The organism is Rouxiella silvae (assembly GCF_002093625.1).
GTDB classification, from domain to species: Bacteria; Pseudomonadota; Gammaproteobacteria; order Enterobacterales; family Enterobacteriaceae; genus Rouxiella; species Rouxiella silvae.
The window spans coordinates 62,373-78,239 of the sequence record NZ_MRWD01000009.1 but is presented as its reverse complement, the minus strand read 5'-3'; the positions used below and the strand labels follow the sequence as shown (position 1 = coordinate 78,239).

Below are 15,867 nucleotides of genomic sequence, written 5' to 3'. Positions count from 1 at the left end.
ATATATTTTCATGTATACGATAAGTTATGTGTTCCGTATACGGAGTAGTGATAATGACCAGCTGGAACGGCCTGAATACGGCTTATTTTACTGAGGATAAGGACGACCACATTTACAACGCACTGGTGCGATCGATAGTCGAGCACACGCTGTTACCCGGTAATAAATTGCCTGAAGAAGCGCTGGCCGACGCATTTTCCGTAAGCCGCACGGGTATCCGTCGCGTTCTTCAACGCCTTGCCGCAGTGCAACTTGTGACACTGTTGCCCAAACGTGGTGCGCACGTCACTACGCCAGATGCCGAAGAGTCGCGCAGCGTCTTTACCACCCGAAAAATTCTCGAGTGCGCCAATATGACCCACGTGGTGGCGCACTCTCAGTCGCCTCATCTTGCAGCGATGAAGAAACTGGTGAATGAAGAGAAAAAAGCCCATGAGGATCGCGACGGTCCGGCGGCAATCCGCCTTTCTGCGGCTTTTCACGTTCAGTTGCAGGCTATCTCCGGTAATAAAGTGCTGACTGAAACCGTTTCTCAACTGACGCTACGTTCCTCGCTGGCGATAGCCGCGTGGGGAGCACCGTGGCAGCAGGGGTGTCGTTGTCATGATCACGACGACCTACTGGCATTGTTGAAAAAGCGTGACGCCGTGGCGTTGGCCGAAAAAATGGCGCAACATTTTGACGATATTGTGGCCAGTCTGCGTTTTGAAAACAGCGAAACGCCAACGCCCGATTTTGCGCAAATATTTTCCGGCGTCACGGTGCCGCAGGTCAATGTCAAGGAGGCGCACTGATGACGGGTTCATCTCTGTGTATACAGTTAATCAATCCTAATACCAGTCTTGGCATGACCGAAGTGATGGCCGCCACTGCCCGTAAGGTGGCCTCGCCCGGAACCGAAATTCTGGCCGTTTGTCCCGAGGAGGGAGCACCGTCAATTGAAGGACATTTTGATGAGGCGATTGCCACGCTCGGCGTTTTGCAGCAGGTAAAAGCCGGGCGAGAGGCCAGCGTTGACGGCCATATTATCGCCTGTTTTGGTGACCCAGGACTATTGGCGGCGCGTGAGCTTGCTCGTGCGCCAGTAGTAGGTATTGCCGAAGCGGCCATGCACATGGCCACATTGGTGGCGACCCGATTCTCGATAGTCACCACGCTGCCGCGCACCTTGGTGATTGCCCGTCATTTACTGCATCAGTATGGATTTGAGCGCCACTGCGCCGCGCTGCACGCCATCGATTTGCCGGTGCTTTCACTTGACGACGGCAGCGGTATGGCGCAACAAAAAGTGCGTGAACAGTGTATCAAGGCCAAGCAAAACGACGGCAGCGGCGCTATTGTTCTCGGCTGTGGCGGTATGGCCGATTTAGCACAGGAACTGACCCTCGAACTGGGCATTCCGGTGATTGACGGCGTGAGCGCCGCGGTGCGCCTGATTGAATCACTGCACGCCCTGCGCCTGACCACCAGCAAATTTGGCGACCTCGATTACCCACTGCCCAAGCCGCTCTCCGGCCGTTTTGCAGACCTCAATAACTAGCGACTAGCAGAGAAAACAATGTCTGATATCGATTATAGTTTTACCCGCGATTATCCTCGTGACCTGATTGGCTATGCGGGTAAACCTCCACACGCCAATTGGCCGGACAACGCCCGCATTGCCGTGCAGTTTGTGCTTAATTATGAAGAGGGTGGCGAGAATAACGTTCTTCACGGCGATGCCGGCTCCGAGCAGTTTCTTTCCGATATTATCGGCGCTGCCAGCTTCCCCGACCGCCACATGTCGATGGATTCACTGTATGAATACGGTTCACGCGCAGGTTTCTGGCGTATCCATCAGGAGTTTGTGAAACGCGGCCTGCCGTTAACTATATTTGGCGTAGCCATGGCGCTGGCGCGTAATCCCGAGGTCGTCGAGGCTATCAAGCAGGCAAACTATGATGTAGTAAGCCACGGCTGGCGCTGGGTCCACTATCAAGACATGAGTGAACAGCAGGAAGCTGAACATATGCGCAAAGCCGTGGCGATCCTTGAAGACTTATTCGGTAAAAAACCGCTGGGTTGGTACACCGGACGCGACAGCCCGAACACTCGCAGGCTGGTGGCCGAGCGGGGCGGATTTCAGTACGACAGCGACTATTATGGTGATGATCTGCCGTTCTGGACACCGGTTAAACTCGATTCCGGCGAAGTAAAACAGCATTTGGTAATCCCTTATACTCTTGAAACCAATGACATGCGCTTTGCCTCACCACAGGGTTTTAACACCGGTGAACAGTTTTATACTTACCTGAAAGACAGCTTCGACGTGCTGTATGCTGAAGGTGAAAGCTCACCCAAAATGATGTCTATCGGCATGCACTGCCGTATTTTGGGCCGCCCCGGTCGATTCCGCGCCCTACAGCGTTTCCTCGACTATGTAGCGTCTCACGACCGCGTTTGGGTGTGTAAACGACAGGAAATTGCTGATCATTGGGTGAAGCATCACCCGGCTGAATAAATCTCCGATAGCGCCCGATGAGTCCTCTGCCCGCGATGGGCGAGAGGGCTGACTTTATTAACAAAGCAGGTCGAACCGTTTTCCGATTCGACCTGCCGTATTGTTTTAAAAGACGATTACTTAGCCAGGGCTTCAGCACCGGCCTGCTCTGCCTGCGTTGAAATGTGATGTTGTTCTTCGCGATACTTCTGTCTGTCCCACACGCGGAAGAACGGATAGTAAATCACCATCGAGATTGCCAGATTCACCACCTGAATAACCGTGCCCGAAATATGCCCACCCGTGGCCAAATAGCCGCTGATGAATATAGGCGTAGTAAACGGCAGAGCAATACCGACCGGCGGCGTGACTAACCCCGTTGCCATCGCGGTGTAGGTGACAATCACCAGCACCACCGGCGTCAGGATAAACGGCAGGAAGAAATACGGGTTCATTACCAGCGGGATACCAAATACCATTGGTTCACTAATGTTGAACAAGCATCCCGGTGCCGCGATGCGACCCAGCTGTTTCATCTGTGCGCTACGGCTGCGGATTAACATAAAGATCACTAGCCCTAACAGCGCGCCGGTTCCTCCAGGGGCTATCCACAAATCGTAAAATTGCTGCGTGATGATGTGAGGGAGTGGCTGATTGGTTTGAAACGCCGTCAGGTTCTCGGACATATTAGACAGCCAAATTGGCTGAATGAATACCAACACTATTGCATCACCGTGCAGGCCCAGCGTCCACAGCAAACCGATTAGAATCACCGAGAAAATCATGCCCGGCAGGGTGCCGCCAATATGATGCATCGGAATGCCGATAATGGTGGAGATCATGGTATTAATATCGCCAAAAGGCGTTGCCTCGACGATAAGGCGCAGTGCTAACACCACCGCCAATACGCAAAATCCTGGCACCAGACTCAGAAACGATTTTGCTACCGCCGGAGGAACGCCCTCAGGCATGGTAATAACCAGATCCCGGCTGTGAACAAAGCGATAAATCTCAGTTGAAAGCAGGGCAATAATAATGGCAACAAACAGCCCCTGACTGCCGATGAAATTCATCGGTAATACGCCTTTCACCATCATGGCTTCAGCACCGACCACCGGCGTAAATAAAGTATGCTGGGGAATAGTGAGTAGAAAAGCCACCAAAGAAACAGCACCGGTGCTGAGGGGATCCAATCCACGATATTTTTCTGCCAGACGGTAAGCAATACCGAAGCTGGAGATAATCGCCATAATGTCGTAGGTTGCTTTTACCGGATAAAGCAGTTTGTCTCGCCAGGCCGCACCGAATACTTCTCCCATGAAATTGGCATAGCTGGGGAACGGTAAATAGGCAAAAATAAGAAAGAACGATCCAATCAGCATGAAGGGCATGTTTAAAATAATGCCGTCACGAACTGATAATATATGCTTTTGCCCGGCGATTTTTAATGCTGCCGGTAATACGTAACGCTCTATCAACATATTTATATTAGCCATAGTCCCCCCTGTTCTTTACCCTTTGTATTTCACTCTGAAATTTATAAGGTAAATGTGATTAATTAAACTGCGGTAAGTAACGACGATTTATAGTGAGTACTTCTTCCAGGATTTCTTCGGCAATATTGGCATTGCCAATTAATGGATTGGTTACCAATGCCAGTATTGCGCTTTTTTTGCAGCCTTTTACGGCGGCTTCGATGGTCAGGCGTTCGAAATCTTTTACCTGCTGCGTTAAACCATTCATGGCTGAAGGCAGAGGGCCAAATGAAAGTGGATGTGCGCCCTGTGCGTCGATTACACAGTTAGTCTCTATTACCGCATCATAAGGCAGTCCAATGATGGCCCCTTTATTTTGCGTATTTACCACCAGCACTTTACCCGAATTACTGTGGATCGCACGGATCAGTTCCACCGCCACTTCGGAATAAAATGCGCCACCGCGAAAATTAAGCTGCTCAGGTTTCTCTGCCAGATTTGGGTCGGCGTAGAGGGCGAAGAGTTCGGCTTCGACCTTCATGACCTGCTCTGCGCGTGTTCCACGCTCGGCAGCGGCTTCAAACTCTTCAGCCAGCATCGCATCAGTCTGATAGAAGTAACGATGGTAAGGGCAGGGAATGGCACCCAGTGCCCGCAGGAAAGCCGGTGGCCAAGGGGTATCTTTAATGTTGTTCATCGTCAACGTTTCGCCGTTGCACAACCGTTCGATAACAGACTCGGTCACGTCCTGTCCCTTAAGCGTAACCTGATGAACCCAAACCATATGATTCAAACCGGCAAAACGCAGCTCGACGTCGTCGTAGGGTGCCTGGAGCATGTTGGCGACCATATGATGCATATGGACCGGCACGTTGCACAGGCCAATAATTTTGGCTTTGCTGTAGCGGCTGACGGCTTCGGTAACGATGCCTGCCGGATTGGTAAAGTTGATTATCCAGGCGTCAGGGGCCAATTCTTCAACCGCTTTAGCGACCTCGAGCATCACAGGAATAGTCCGCAGCGCCTTGGCGAAGCCGCCAACGCCGGTGGTTTCCTGACCCAGCATGTTGAACTTAAGACCTAAACGCTCGTCTGCCGCACGCGCCGCAAGTTGGCCTACTCGCAGCTGTGTCAGCACGAAGCTTGAGCCACGAATGGCTTCTTCAAGAGAAAAGTGAACCGTTACTTTGATTTGCTCAAGGCCGTTGCGGATAAACATGCGGCGGGTAAGCTCGGCAATGACCTGTACTTTTTCACGACCAGCCTCTACGTCTACCAGTGCCAGTTCGGTGATGCCAATCTCGCCGTGATGCTGAATCAGTCCATCAACGAGTTCTGGCGTATAGCTGCTGCCACCGCCGATAACAGTAATTTTGGTCATATTAATCTCCTTGCGGGTTACGGCGATAGAGTTCAATCATATCGCTGGCTAATTCCTGAATAAGCATGGCGTTCATCAAATGGTCTTGCGCATGGACCAAAATTAAACTCACGGGAATTTTCCCGGAGCCTTCATCCATACCAATTAATTCGGTCTGAATTTTATGCGCGGCAGAAATAAATAACTTTGCTTCCTCGACGAGACTGTGTGCCTGAGTAATATTGCCACTTCTTGCTTCTCTGAGCGCCGAAAGGAGCACACTCCGAGCACTTCCTGCCTGAACTAATAACTCCATTACTTTATTTTCGAGATCAAAAGAATCGAAATGAGTAACGTCGAGTTTAACATTATCAAGAACGCTATTTTCTAGAGTCACACAGTCCCCTTGTTCGAAGGTCAGATAAATATTGTCCTGCCCTTGAGAAAAGATTTTCTATTTACGCGTGAAGAGAACTAAGAAATAAGGCTTAAGGCCTGGTCTAATACTTTATCCCCTCTCATCGTGCCGTAATCCATCATATTAATAACTTCAACCTGTTTACCGTGACGGGCAGCAATGTCAGACAGGCGAGCATGTTCATATTTAACCTGCGGACCTAACATCACGACATCGGCCAACAGAATAATTCTTTCGAATTCAGCCACCGGTACGGCTTCAATATCGATAGATAATTGTCGCTTGGTGGCTTCTGTTTTCATTTTTTGAACCAGCATGCTGGTAGACATACCGGCCGCACAGCATAGAAAAATCTTTTGCATAAAATGAATTCCCTTTAATTGAACCTCATCGGCTGTGGAAATATAAAACGCTAGCCTAGAGATGAAGTAAATAGGCTAAATCATAGGTTTTAATTATGATAACGATGAAATCTCAATTAAAACAATGTGATGAGCCTTTTTTTGTCGTGAAATTTTTTTTCATGAATGTGATCTGAGATTAGTTTTATTTTTATAAGAAAAAAGTATTTATCAAAAAAACCATTAATATCAATCGTTTGTGTTATTTCGTGGTGATGTAGATCACAAAGTTTTTACCCTGGCTTTAAAGGTCTTTGAAAATTATTTTCACTTTGGTAGTCTGGCTCATAGGGAATTATGCTGTGTGAAAATCATGCCGATTTGGTAGGCTGAGTTATGAACAACGTGAGCAGTCGATGGCCTGTGTGCATGGCCGACGAAAGAAAAGGGCAACTCAGCTGTGGATATTGTTTATCAAATTCAATTCTTGCAGGGGCAATTCAGTCGACAAGAAAACAAAGTCGTCAAAGTTATCCTGGAAAATCCGGCGTTTGCATCGATTGCCACGCTAGAACAGTTGGCATCGCGGGCAGGCGTTAGCACCGACACGGTGGCACATTTTGCCACCTCGCTTGGCTGTCAGGATATTAACGACTTTATGACCCACATGCGGGCACAGAAAGTGACTCATATTACCGATACCCCTGTTTCAAAGCCCGTTTTGGGGGGAACGGACATTGCTTTCGCCTCTGCGGCCTCAATCGGTAAAATGCCTGGGGTCAGTCAGGAAATACTTCGCCGGTTTGCTAAATCAATCGGCTATGAAGACATTGGCGACATCATTTATCAGATTCGCGCGCAGCAAAACCAGCTCAGCCAACAGGAAAGCAAAGTCGCACAGGCGATTCTCGATGATGTGGCTTTTGCTTCTTCGGCGACCATTGAACAGCTGGCTTCGCAGGCGGGGGTGAGTCCGGCAACTATCACGCGTTTTGCTAAATCTATGGGCTGTGACGATATCCGCGACCTGCGCATGAAACTGGCGCAGGCCAGCGCGGTGGGCTCTCGCTACATGGCTCAGCAGCCAGAAAAATCGGCCAGCAAAGGCTCGGCAGATTGGATTGGTAAAATCGGTGAGCGTGAGCACAGCGTTCACCAGCAGCTGCAGCAGTTCGATGAGCAAGCTTTTATCAGGGCTGCGTCGCTAATATCATCGGCCGCTAAAGGCGTTTATATCTTTAGCACCGAAAGTCGCTGCACGCTGTTTGCCAGCGAATTGCAAAATAGCCTGTTACGCGCGGGTTATCCTGCCTATGCCTTTAACGACCCTGAGTTAATGCGCATCAGTGCCTCAGGCTTGACGTCGCAGCATGCGGTTTTAGCACTGTCGTTAAGTGATGAAAACGGGCTTTTGCCTGAGATTGCCGAGCATGCTCTGAACTGCGGTGCGGGGGTGGTCGCCATTGCCTTGGCGGATTCACCGCTGGCGGCACAGGCTACGTCGCTTTTGTCTTTGCAGACGGGTCAGACACACACGTTTAGTTCGCAGGGGATGCTGCTGGCCATAGATCTGCTGCTGGCACAGCTCTAATTGTTTTGGTCTGGGTATCGCGACTCCCCCTCCCTACATTCCCCGCTCAAGCGAGCGGGGGAAAAGGTTAACTCTCCTGCATTGACAAGTGAACTGAATCCCCGAGGTTGGACACAGCTTATAAGTGGGGGAAGGGGTTAAACCATCAGGCTCACGTGTGCGGCGACTATCTTCCAGCCGCTGGGCATCTTAATCCAGGTTTGCATCTGTCGACCGGTTTTCTCACTGCCTTCGCGGCGAAACTCAGTGCTGGCAATTGCCATGTCGTCGCCGTAAGTGGTGATCACGGTGTTTTGCAAATCGCGTTCCAGACCCTGCGCCGGACGTGAGGCGCGGAATTCGCGAATAGCATCAATGCCGTATAAATTCTCTCCGGCCCCAAAACGCACGGTGCGCGGGTCATGCCAAAATAACTCATCCAAAACCACGGTGTCGTTAGTAATCAGCGCCTGTTCATAGCGATAAAAAGCCGCATTAACCTCAGCCAAAATCGCCGGACGATCGACATTTTCAGTTTTCATTATGATCTCTATATTCCGCAAAAAATAGTGTAAATCAGGCAATCAGCTAATGATGGAGCTGCTGACACTGACGATCCCCTGTTGTTCTAATGCCCAGGCAGCGCGCAGGCAAAGGTCTTCGCGCCACGGTGGAGCAATCAGCTGCAGGCCGATAGGCAGGCCACCGGCGGTGGTCAGCGGCACGGAAACCACCGGTAATCCAAGGAACGAAATCGGTTGGGTAAGCATGCCCATGCTGGCGTGGGTTGGCAGAGAGACACCATTAATTTCAATGCTCTCTTGGCCGATTAACGTTGCCGGGCAAGGGGTTGAAGGCGCGATTAAAATGTCCCAGTGTTCGAACATCGGCAGTACTTGCTGCTGGAACTGGTGACGAAAGCGCTGCGCTTGAACGTACCATGCTGCGGGTATCATTGCACCGGCTAAAAGGCGCTCACGCGAAAGCGGTTCAAACTGCTCGGGAATCGAGCGCAGAAGAGGTAAATATTGGTTTCCACCTTCTGATGCGGTAAGAATAAATGCCGCTGAGCGGGCCAGTTCGGCCTGTGGCATTTCAATTTCTTCCTGCGCCTCAAGCGCCTGAGCCACACGTTTTACTGCTTCCTTGGCGTTGTCATCACACCAGGCATTGAAATATCCGCCGAGTACTGCGGTGCGGAGACCTTGCTGTCCGCGCACGAGTTGAGAAAAGGTCTCGGTGGTCGGTTTTTTTGCCTGAAACGCATCCGCAACGTCGATTCCCTGCATTGCATCGTATACCTGCGCAAGGTCACTGCTGCTGCGTGCCATCGGGCCAAGGTGGTCGAGGCTGGCGACAAAAGGCTGGCTGCCGCGGCGCGAGATTCTGCCAAAGGTCGGCTTTAGCCCTAAAATACCGCTTAATGAAGAAGGGACGCGAATTGAGCCGTTGGTGTCACTGCCCAAGGTAAAGTGCACCAGTCCTGCGGCAACGGCGGCGGCGGAACCGCCCGAAGAGCCGCCGGCAATGCGGGCGGTATCCCGCGGATTTCGCGTGGCGCCATAGTGGCTATTTTCGGTGGTGAAACCGTAGGCGTACGCGTCCATATTCAGCATGCCAGAGATCAGCGCCCCCTTTTCGGCCAGGCGGGCGACGGTCCAGGCATCTTCTTTTGCCACCGGATTGCTGCTGTTAAGGCTAGCACCGGCCAGAGTGACTTGCCCGGTGACATCAAGCAGATTTTTAACCGCGTAAGGCACCGCCGCAAGCGGAGGTAGGGTGCTGCCACTGGCGCGTAGTTTATCGATTTTGGCCGCTTCGCACAGCATACGTTCGCCGGTAACGTGGGTGTAGGCATTCAGCGTTGGGTCGGCTTTTTCTATATTATCGAGCGTTTGTCGGGCAATTTCGCTGGCAGAAACATCCCCGTTTTTGAGCGCCTGCTGGATATCGCTAATACTGCTTTCGTGTAAAGGTTTCATGCGTGATAAACCCCGGCAATCTCGAGGCGCGGGTCAAGCGGCAGGTCCATCAACGGTTGTGCCATCTGGGCAATACGGGTGAACTGGACAAGTAACTCCTGACGACGTGCATCGTCAAGCTCCAAGGCTAATACGGCTTCCATCTGGCTGATATACGCCGCCCAATCAGCGGGAGGCGCAGAAGGTGTGGTTTTCATCGTTTTTTCCTGTCTGTTAATCCCCAAATTAATTACGGGGAAATGTCTTAAATCTGATCCCCCTCGCCTCTTGGGGGAGGGTGGGGGAAACAAACGCCCACTCACGCTTAGAAACCCGCCGCACTGCCGTTGCTGCGCGGATCCGAAGCACCCTCGAACATACCGTTGGTGTGGCGCACAATGGCTCCGGCGTGCCCAACGGCTTCGCTAAATTCAGGCAGCATCTCGACCTCATGACCCCGCTGGCGAAGTCCTGCCAGCGTGGCGTGACTGAATCGGCTCTCAAGCTTAAGTGAATCGGAGCTTTGCCCCCAGGTGCGGCCAAGCAGCCAGCGCGGTCCCGTTATGGCCTCCTGCAACGGTTTTCCCTGTACCACGTGGCGAATAAACACCGCCGCCTGGGTTTGCGGCTGACCGTCTCCGCCCATCGCGCCATACACCATCGTGCGCCCGTCATACAGGCGCGCAGCCGCAGGATTTAGCGTATGGAACGGCTGTTTGCCCGGTGCCAGTGCCAGCAGATGGTCGGCGTCGAGGCTGAAAGAAGCGCCGCGGTTTTGCCACATGATGCCACTGTTGGGTAACACCACGCCGCTGCCAAATTCATGATAAATACTTTGGATAAACGATACCGCCAAACCACTGCTGTCCATCACGCCCATCCAAACCGTATCGCCTGGGCCTTTGCCTTTACCCCAATCTGCGGCGCGATGAGGATTAATGCGCGTCGCCAGCGCATCGAGATAGGCGGGATCCAACAGCCCCTGAGCATCCTGGGTCATGATGCGCGGGTCGGTGATAAAACGGTCGCGCAGGCCAAATGCCAGCTTGGTGGCTTCGACGATGCTGTGAATGGTGGCACCTTCATCCATCGCCTCAAGGTTTAGGCGGTCGGTAAGACCAAGGATTGCCAGTGAAACCAGACCTTGCGTGGGAGGCGTCAGGTTATAAATTTCTCCCTTGCTGTGCTTGAGCTTAAGGGGAACACGACGCTGTGGGCGATAGGCTGCCAGGTCATCGCGGGTCAGTGGCATGCCGAGTTTTTGCATGTCTGCGGCCATGCTGTCGGCCAAACTGCCACGATAAAAACTGTCGAGACCCTCTTCGCAAAGCTGCATCAGCGTCGAGGCTAACTGTGGCTGAGTAAAGCGCTGCCCGCACTGCGGTACCTGGCCGTGAGGCAGAAAAACCTCACAAAAGGCAGCCATAGATCCCAGCTCGTGTCGCTTGCTGTGAGTCGCTGCCTCCTGAGAAGCCGTAACTGGAAAGCCGTCGGCGGCGTAGCGAACCGCATCGCGCAGCAGGCGTGAAACCGGTTTTTGCTCACCGCCTAACTCAACGGATACGTTCAGCGCTTCCTGCCAGCCGCCCACGGTGCCGGCCACGGTCAGCGCCGCTTTTGGCCCGCGATGAGGAATATGGCTTTCGCCGGCATAAAAATCGAGAGAGGCAAGAGAACCTGCGGCACCGCTGGCATCGATGGCCACGGGATTGCCCTGCGGCGGTACAATCAGCCAGAAACCATCACCACCCAAACCGTTCATGTGCGGATAAACTACGGCGATGGTGGCGGCGGCGGCAACCATTGCTTCAATGGCATTGCCTCCCTCCCGTAAAACCGCCAACGCGCTCTGGCTGGCGAGATGATGAGGAGTAACCGCCATACCAAGCGGTGCGCTATTGCTGTTTATCATGCCGTCATCCTTATTTCACGGTTGAGTCTTTTCATCTGGCTGCTTTTTTTCAATTTCGATAACCCATGTCTGTCACTGCTTCGCCTAACTTCTTACCTTAACTACTCTACTTCTTACCTTAACTACTCTTAACTATAAGCAAGAGGTGTTCCAGATCGGCTGCTCAGGGTTAATCTTTTCTAAAACTGTGAACATAAGCGGCGGTCGAAATTGAAAAAATTTATTTGCTACAGCAATTGTAGGTCATGATATCTTCGGCTGAAACGTTGGTTACAGGGAATTGCACATGAAACAGATCGATGAACGCCTGCGCGGCTATTACGCCGAGCTTACGCCGCAGGAACAGCGGGTTGCGGATTTTATATTCGATCATATTGATGACTTGATGAGCTATAACAGCGCCGAGCTGGCGCGCCTCAGCGGCGTGTCAAAAGCCACAGTCAGCCGCCTGTTCAAACGTCTGGGATATCCAAGCTATCGCGATATGCGAGATGAGGTGCGCACTCTGCGCCAGAGCGGCATGCCATTAACCGACAGCCGCGATGCGGTGCAGGGCAACACGCTGTTGTCGCGGCACTACAAACAGGAAATGGCCAACCTGACCCAGTGGATTAACCAGATCGACGGCAATCAGTTTACGGCAGTGATCACCGCGCTGAGTCTGGCGCGGCAGGTACGCCTGCTGGGGCTGCGCAACAGTTATCCGGTTGCGCTTCACCTGCGTCAGCAGCTGTTGCAAGTGCGAGATCAGGTGATGATTATGCCGCAACCCGGGCAGACGTTGGCCGAAGAACTGGTCGATTTGACTTCTCAGGACGTGGTGATATTTATCGCGTTTCGCCGCCGCCCACGCACCGCACGCGCTATTTTGACTCAGCTTCAGCAGATGAACGTTCCGGTGCTGCTTATCTGTGAACCTCAAGCCCAGTCGCTTATTCCGCTGGCCCGCTGGCACCTTTCTGCGTCGCTCGACAGTGTTTCTGCCTTTGACTCCTATTCGGCGGCGATGAGCATGGCCAATCTGCTAAGCAATGCCCTGCTGCATGAAATGCTGGCTTCTGGGCGTCAACGTATTCACCAAATTACCGACCTCTATAACGATCTTGACGAGCTAGAACAGCGTTGATCTGAACAAATCAAAGCCCTAAGTTGGTGCCTTTGCGCTTTTTTGGTGCATCTCACCGATTGGGGTTTGCCTCTCTTGCTCCGTTCTGGGGCGATTAGGCCTCATCACACTCACCGCTTATTGCCCTTAATCCCTTAAGTATCGCGGTATTGCTAAGTAGTCTGGCGCATTTTTATTTTTTGGCACATTAGTTGCAGAATGTGTGGCATAAGAATCTATCGTTTCATAAACTATGAGTCCGGGGAATCAAAAATGAAAATGAACAAACGGTTATTGGCGTGGGTAGGTGCAGCGTTGCTGATGGTTCAGGCACCGCTGGTATTGGCCGATCAACTGCAGGAAATCCAGCAGCGCGGCGTTCTGCGTGTCGCTATTCCGCAGGACTTCCCGCCTTTCGGATCGATTGGCACCGACATGCAGCCGCAGGGTTACGACATTGATATGGCGCATTACCTGGCGGATAAAATGAAACTTAAGTTGCAGCTGGTGCCGGTTTCCAGTGCCAACCGCGTTCCTTACTTACAGACCGATAAGGTTGATCTGGTTATTTCCAGCTTGGGCAAAAACCCTGAGCGCGAAAAAGTGATCGACTTTAGCAAAGCTTATGCGCCGTTCTTCCTCGGCGTTTTCGGTGCCAAAGGCGACGCGTTGAGCGACGTTAAACAGCTTTCCGGCAAGTCTATTGGCGTGACTCGCGGCGCAGTTGAAGACTTGGTTCTGACAGACATTGCACCGAAAGATGCAAAAATCGAACGCTATGAAGACAACAACACCACGCTGTCGGCATACCTGTCTGGTCAGGTTGAGTTTATTGCGACCGGAAATCTGGTCGTTGCCGCCATTGCTCGTCAGAATCCACAAAAAGCGCCGGAATCAAAAGTATTGCTGAAAGACTCTCCGTGCTTTATCGGCATGCGTAAAGATGAGCCTGCACTGAAGGCGAAAGTCGATGGTCTGATTGACGAAGCCTTAAAAGACAAAACGCTGAATAGCCTGTCTGAAAAATGGATGAAAGCACCTCTGCCAGCCAATTTGGGCGCCTGAGCCCCTTTGAGTTAAAGCGGTGAGTTAAAAGCGACGAGCAAAAAGTAGTGAGTAAGAAACAATGAGTAAAATCAGCGTGTGCAACGGAGAACCATCATGACGTATCAGCTTAATTTCAGTGCACTATGGCCCTATTTGCCGCAGCTGTTGGGCGGTTTATGGACCACCATTGAGCTGACTTTCATGGCCACTATCGGCGGTATCGCCATCGGCATTTGCGGCGCGGCCATCCGCTGCGGCAACAATGCAACACTGCGCCGCGTTTGGGGCGTGTATGTTGAAGTGATCCGCAATACGCCGTTTGTAGTGCAACTGTTCTTCATCGTGTTTGGTTTACCCAGCCTCGGGTTGAAAATGACCGCAGGGGAAGCCGCGCTGCTGGCGATGCTGATTAATCTCGGGGCTTACAGCACCGAGATTATTCGCGCCGGAATTCAGTCAACGCCCAAAGGGCAGTGGGAGGCTGGTCGCGTGCTAGGCCTGACCCGCAGCCAGACTTTTTTTAGAGTAATTTTACCACCGTCTTTAAAACGTATTTATCCGGCACTGGTTAGCCAGTGCATCATCGTGATGCTCGGATCCTCCGTCGTTTCACAGGTTTCATACCAGGAGCTGACCTTTGTTGCCAGCCTGATCCAGTCCCGGACCTTCCTGAGTTTTGAGACCTATTTTGTGTGTACGCTGTTCTATCTGGCACTGTCGATTGTCATGCGTCAGCTGTTGTTGATTGCCGGACGCCGCTTCTTTGGGAGTTACAGCTGATGATGACGTTTACCGACTGGGACATCTTGCGCAATCTGTTACTCGCCGCGCGCTGGACGATTATGCTGTCGCTGGTGGCTTTTATTGGCGGCACGCTGGTCACTATCCCACTTGTTTTGATGCGTTTAACTCGTCGCCGCTGGCTGGTGAATGTGGTGCGCGTCTACGTTGAGGTTTTCCAAGGCACGCCGCTGCTGATGCAGCTGTTTTTGGCGTTCTTTGGCCTGGGACTGTTTGGTATTAACGTCAGCCCGTGGACCGCCGCCGCCTTTGCGTTGACCTTCTATTCCAGCGCCTATCTGGTGGACATCTGGTCCGGCAGTATTGACGCGCTGCCGAAAGGTCAGTGGGAAGCCTGCCGCTGCCTCGGCCTGACTTTTGGCCAAACGCTGTGGCGGGTGATCACCCCGCAGGCGCTGCGTATTGCTATCGCGCCTACCGTTGGTTTTCTGGTGCAGGTCATCAAAGGCACCGCACTGGCCTCAATTATCGGCTTTGTTGAGCTGACCAAGGCCGGAACAATGCTCAATAACGTGACCTACGAACCCTTTAAAGTCTTTGGGCTAGTCGCCTGTGGCTACTTCCTGATGTGTTATCCACTCTCTCTTTACAGTCATTATCTGGAAAGAACATTGCTTGGAGATAAAAAGTAATGCCGCTGATCACAATTAATCAGGTTCAAAAATTTTATGGTCAGAACCATGTACTGAAAGGCGTGGATCTGGATATCGAAGGCGGAGAGGTGATTTGCATCATCGGTCGCAGCGGATCGGGGAAAAGTACGCTGCTGCGCTGTATGAACGGCCTTGAAGCGTATCAGGACGGCAGCATCAAACTGGGCGGCATGACCATTACCAGCCGCGATTCCCAGGCGCGCGATATCAGCCGTTCCGTGGGCATGGTTTTCCAAAACTTTAACCTGTTCCCGCACATGACCGCGCTGGAAAACGTGATGTTGGCGCCGCGCCGCGTGTTGGGTAAAAACGCCGCCGAGTGCCGCGAGCTGGCGATTCAGATGTTGACCAAAGTCGGCCTTGCCGACAGGGTTGATTATTATCCAGCCAATCTTTCCGGCGGCCAGCAGCAGCGTGTAGCGATTGCCCGCGCGTTAGCAATGAATCCAAAAGTATTGCTGTGTGACGAAATTACCTCGGCGCTCGACCCTGAGCTGGTTGGGGAAGTCTTAAAAGTGTTGGAGCAGCTGGCTGCAGAAGGAATGACGCTGGTGCTGGTCACACATGAAATGAACTTTGCCCGTGAAGTGGGTGACCGGGTGGTGTTTATGCATCAGGGCACCGTCTGGGAGCAGGGTGAAAGCCGTGCGCTGTTTGCTAATCCGCAAACGCCTGAGTTCAAACAGTTTATCGCGTCAGTGCGTGGCTTAAACGAAGCCGCAAACTCATAGCCATCGATTAAAAA

At 52.2% G+C, this 15,867-nt stretch carries 17 protein-coding genes; 9 read left to right on the top strand and 8 right to left on the bottom strand.

Features of this window, described 5'->3' with window-relative positions; all coding sequences use genetic code 11:
- The first annotated feature begins 53 nt into the window (after positions 1-53).
- The 3 genes from BS639_RS05525 to puuE are packed head-to-tail and all read left to right on the top strand — an operon-like array spanning position 54 to position 2,500.
- Positions 54-794 (top strand): GntR family transcriptional regulator, encoded by a 741-nt coding sequence (locus BS639_RS05525; RefSeq protein WP_055781118.1) that lies wholly within the window; start codon positions 54-56, stop codon positions 792-794.
- Entirely contained in the window at positions 794-1,540 is a 747-nt protein-coding gene (locus BS639_RS05520; RefSeq protein WP_055781121.1) for an aspartate/glutamate racemase family protein, read from the top strand. Before BS639_RS05525 ends, BS639_RS05520 begins: the two co-directional genes overlap by 1 nt.
- Positions 1,541-1,558: 18 nt before the next feature.
- Positions 1,559-2,500 carry an allantoinase PuuE gene (puuE, locus tag BS639_RS05515; protein ID WP_084982447.1) on the top strand — a complete coding sequence of 314 codons (942 nt, stop codon included), beginning with the start codon at positions 1,559-1,561 and terminating at the stop codon, positions 2,498-2,500.
- Positions 2,501-2,616: 116 nt separating this feature from the next.
- Here the strand turns inward: puuE and celB are convergent, their stop codons facing one another.
- The 4 genes from celB to BS639_RS05495 all read right to left on the bottom strand — a co-directional run bounded on the left by celB (position 2,617) and on the right by BS639_RS05495 (position 6,094).
- Positions 2,617-3,960, bottom strand: coding sequence for a PTS cellobiose transporter subunit IIC (gene celB, locus BS639_RS05510; protein WP_407690300.1), 1,344 nt, complete (start codon positions 3,958-3,960; stop codon positions 2,617-2,619).
- Positions 3,961-4,033: 73 nt separating this feature from the next.
- A complete protein-coding gene (locus tag BS639_RS05505) occupies positions 4,034-5,341 on the bottom strand; it encodes a 6-phospho-beta-glucosidase (RefSeq protein WP_173882069.1) in 1,308 nt (435 codons plus the stop codon).
- Complete coding sequence (locus BS639_RS05500; protein ID WP_055782070.1) at positions 5,337-5,630, bottom strand: PTS lactose/cellobiose transporter subunit IIA; 294 nt, start codon at positions 5,628-5,630, stop codon at positions 5,337-5,339. The genes BS639_RS05505 and BS639_RS05500 overlap by 5 nt, the downstream gene beginning before the upstream one ends.
- Before the next feature lie 158 nt (positions 5,631-5,788).
- Positions 5,789-6,094 carry a PTS sugar transporter subunit IIB gene (locus BS639_RS05495; protein ID WP_055781137.1) on the bottom strand — a complete coding sequence of 102 codons (306 nt, stop codon included), beginning with the start codon at positions 6,092-6,094 and terminating at the stop codon, positions 5,789-5,791.
- Positions 6,095-6,533: 439 nt separating this feature from the next.
- Between BS639_RS05495 and BS639_RS05490 the strand changes: the two genes are divergently transcribed.
- A complete protein-coding gene (locus BS639_RS05490) occupies positions 6,534-7,664 on the top strand; it encodes a MurR/RpiR family transcriptional regulator (RefSeq protein ID WP_084982445.1) in 1,131 nt (376 codons plus the stop codon).
- A 137-nt stretch (positions 7,665-7,801) separates the two neighbouring features.
- Here BS639_RS05490 and hpxZ read toward each other — a convergent pair whose 3' ends face one another.
- From hpxZ to BS639_RS05470, 4 genes are all read right to left on the bottom strand, one after another.
- Positions 7,802-8,185, bottom strand: coding sequence for an oxalurate catabolism protein HpxZ (gene hpxZ, locus BS639_RS05485; RefSeq protein ID WP_055781144.1), 384 nt, complete (start codon positions 8,183-8,185; stop codon positions 7,802-7,804).
- Between the two features lie 42 nt (positions 8,186-8,227).
- A complete protein-coding gene (locus BS639_RS05480) occupies positions 8,228-9,625 on the bottom strand; it encodes an AtzE family amidohydrolase (RefSeq protein ID WP_084982444.1) in 1,398 nt (465 codons plus the stop codon).
- Positions 9,622-9,822, bottom strand: coding sequence for an oxalurate catabolism protein HpxX (gene hpxX / locus BS639_RS05475; protein ID WP_055781153.1), 201 nt, complete (start codon positions 9,820-9,822; stop codon positions 9,622-9,624). The genes BS639_RS05480 and hpxX overlap by 4 nt, the downstream gene beginning before the upstream one ends.
- A 107-nt stretch (positions 9,823-9,929) precedes the next feature.
- Entirely contained in the window at positions 9,930-11,516 is a 1,587-nt protein-coding gene (locus BS639_RS05470) for a gamma-glutamyltransferase family protein (protein WP_084982443.1), read from the bottom strand.
- Positions 11,517-11,802: 286 nt separating this feature from the next.
- Between BS639_RS05470 and BS639_RS05465 the strand changes: the two genes are divergently transcribed.
- The 5 genes from BS639_RS05465 (at position 11,803) to BS639_RS05445 (ending at position 15,853) form a co-directional block, all read left to right on the top strand.
- Positions 11,803-12,642: a MurR/RpiR family transcriptional regulator gene (locus BS639_RS05465; protein WP_084982442.1), complete on the top strand. Its 840-nt coding sequence runs from the start codon at positions 11,803-11,805 to the stop codon at positions 12,640-12,642.
- Positions 12,643-12,894: 252 nt separating this feature from the next.
- Positions 12,895-13,686 (top strand): transporter substrate-binding domain-containing protein, encoded by a 792-nt coding sequence (locus tag BS639_RS05460; RefSeq protein WP_084982440.1) that lies wholly within the window; start codon positions 12,895-12,897, stop codon positions 13,684-13,686.
- A 96-nt stretch (positions 13,687-13,782) separates the two neighbouring features.
- On the top strand, positions 13,783-14,448 hold the full coding sequence (locus BS639_RS05455) for an amino acid ABC transporter permease (RefSeq protein WP_055781169.1): 666 nt from the start codon (positions 13,783-13,785) through the stop codon (positions 14,446-14,448).
- Between the two features lie 2 nt (positions 14,449-14,450).
- A complete protein-coding gene (locus BS639_RS05450) occupies positions 14,451-15,101 on the top strand; it encodes an amino acid ABC transporter permease (RefSeq protein WP_173882068.1) in 651 nt (216 codons plus the stop codon).
- A complete protein-coding gene (locus BS639_RS05445; RefSeq protein ID WP_055781176.1) occupies positions 15,101-15,853 on the top strand; it encodes an amino acid ABC transporter ATP-binding protein in 753 nt (250 codons plus the stop codon). Before BS639_RS05450 ends, BS639_RS05445 begins: the two co-directional genes overlap by 1 nt.
- The last annotated feature ends 14 nt before the right edge of the window (positions 15,854-15,867 follow it).

Coding starts and splice junctions, on each gene's coding strand:
- BS639_RS05450 (WP_173882068.1), top strand. CDS start 14,451: ATGACGTTTACCGACTGGGACATCTTGCGCAATCTGTTACTCGCCGCG.
- BS639_RS05480 (WP_084982444.1), bottom strand. CDS start 9,625: ATGAAACCTTTACACGAAAGCAGTATTAGCGATATCCAGCAGGCGCTC.
- BS639_RS05525 (WP_055781118.1), top strand. CDS start 54: ATGACCAGCTGGAACGGCCTGAATACGGCTTATTTTACTGAGGATAAG.
- hpxX (WP_055781153.1), bottom strand. CDS start 9,822: ATGAAAACCACACCTTCTGCGCCTCCCGCTGATTGGGCGGCGTATATC.
- BS639_RS05495 (WP_055781137.1), bottom strand. CDS start 6,094: ATGCAAAAGATTTTTCTATGCTGTGCGGCCGGTATGTCTACCAGCATG.
- BS639_RS05470 (WP_084982443.1), bottom strand. CDS start 11,516: ATGATAAACAGCAATAGCGCACCGCTTGGTATGGCGGTTACTCCTCAT.
- puuE (WP_084982447.1), top strand. CDS start 1,559: ATGTCTGATATCGATTATAGTTTTACCCGCGATTATCCTCGTGACCTG.
- BS639_RS05465 (WP_084982442.1), top strand. CDS start 11,803: ATGAAACAGATCGATGAACGCCTGCGCGGCTATTACGCCGAGCTTACG.
- BS639_RS05520 (WP_055781121.1), top strand. CDS start 794: ATGACGGGTTCATCTCTGTGTATACAGTTAATCAATCCTAATACCAGT.
- celB (WP_407690300.1), bottom strand. CDS start 3,960: ATGTTGATAGAGCGTTACGTATTACCGGCAGCATTAAAAATCGCCGGG.
- BS639_RS05460 (WP_084982440.1), top strand. CDS start 12,895: ATGAAAATGAACAAACGGTTATTGGCGTGGGTAGGTGCAGCGTTGCTG.
- BS639_RS05455 (WP_055781169.1), top strand. CDS start 13,783: ATGACGTATCAGCTTAATTTCAGTGCACTATGGCCCTATTTGCCGCAG.
- hpxZ (WP_055781144.1), bottom strand. CDS start 8,185: ATGAAAACTGAAAATGTCGATCGTCCGGCGATTTTGGCTGAGGTTAAT.
- BS639_RS05445 (WP_055781176.1), top strand. CDS start 15,101: ATGCCGCTGATCACAATTAATCAGGTTCAAAAATTTTATGGTCAGAAC.
- BS639_RS05500 (WP_055782070.1), bottom strand. CDS start 5,630: ATGGAGTTATTAGTTCAGGCAGGAAGTGCTCGGAGTGTGCTCCTTTCG.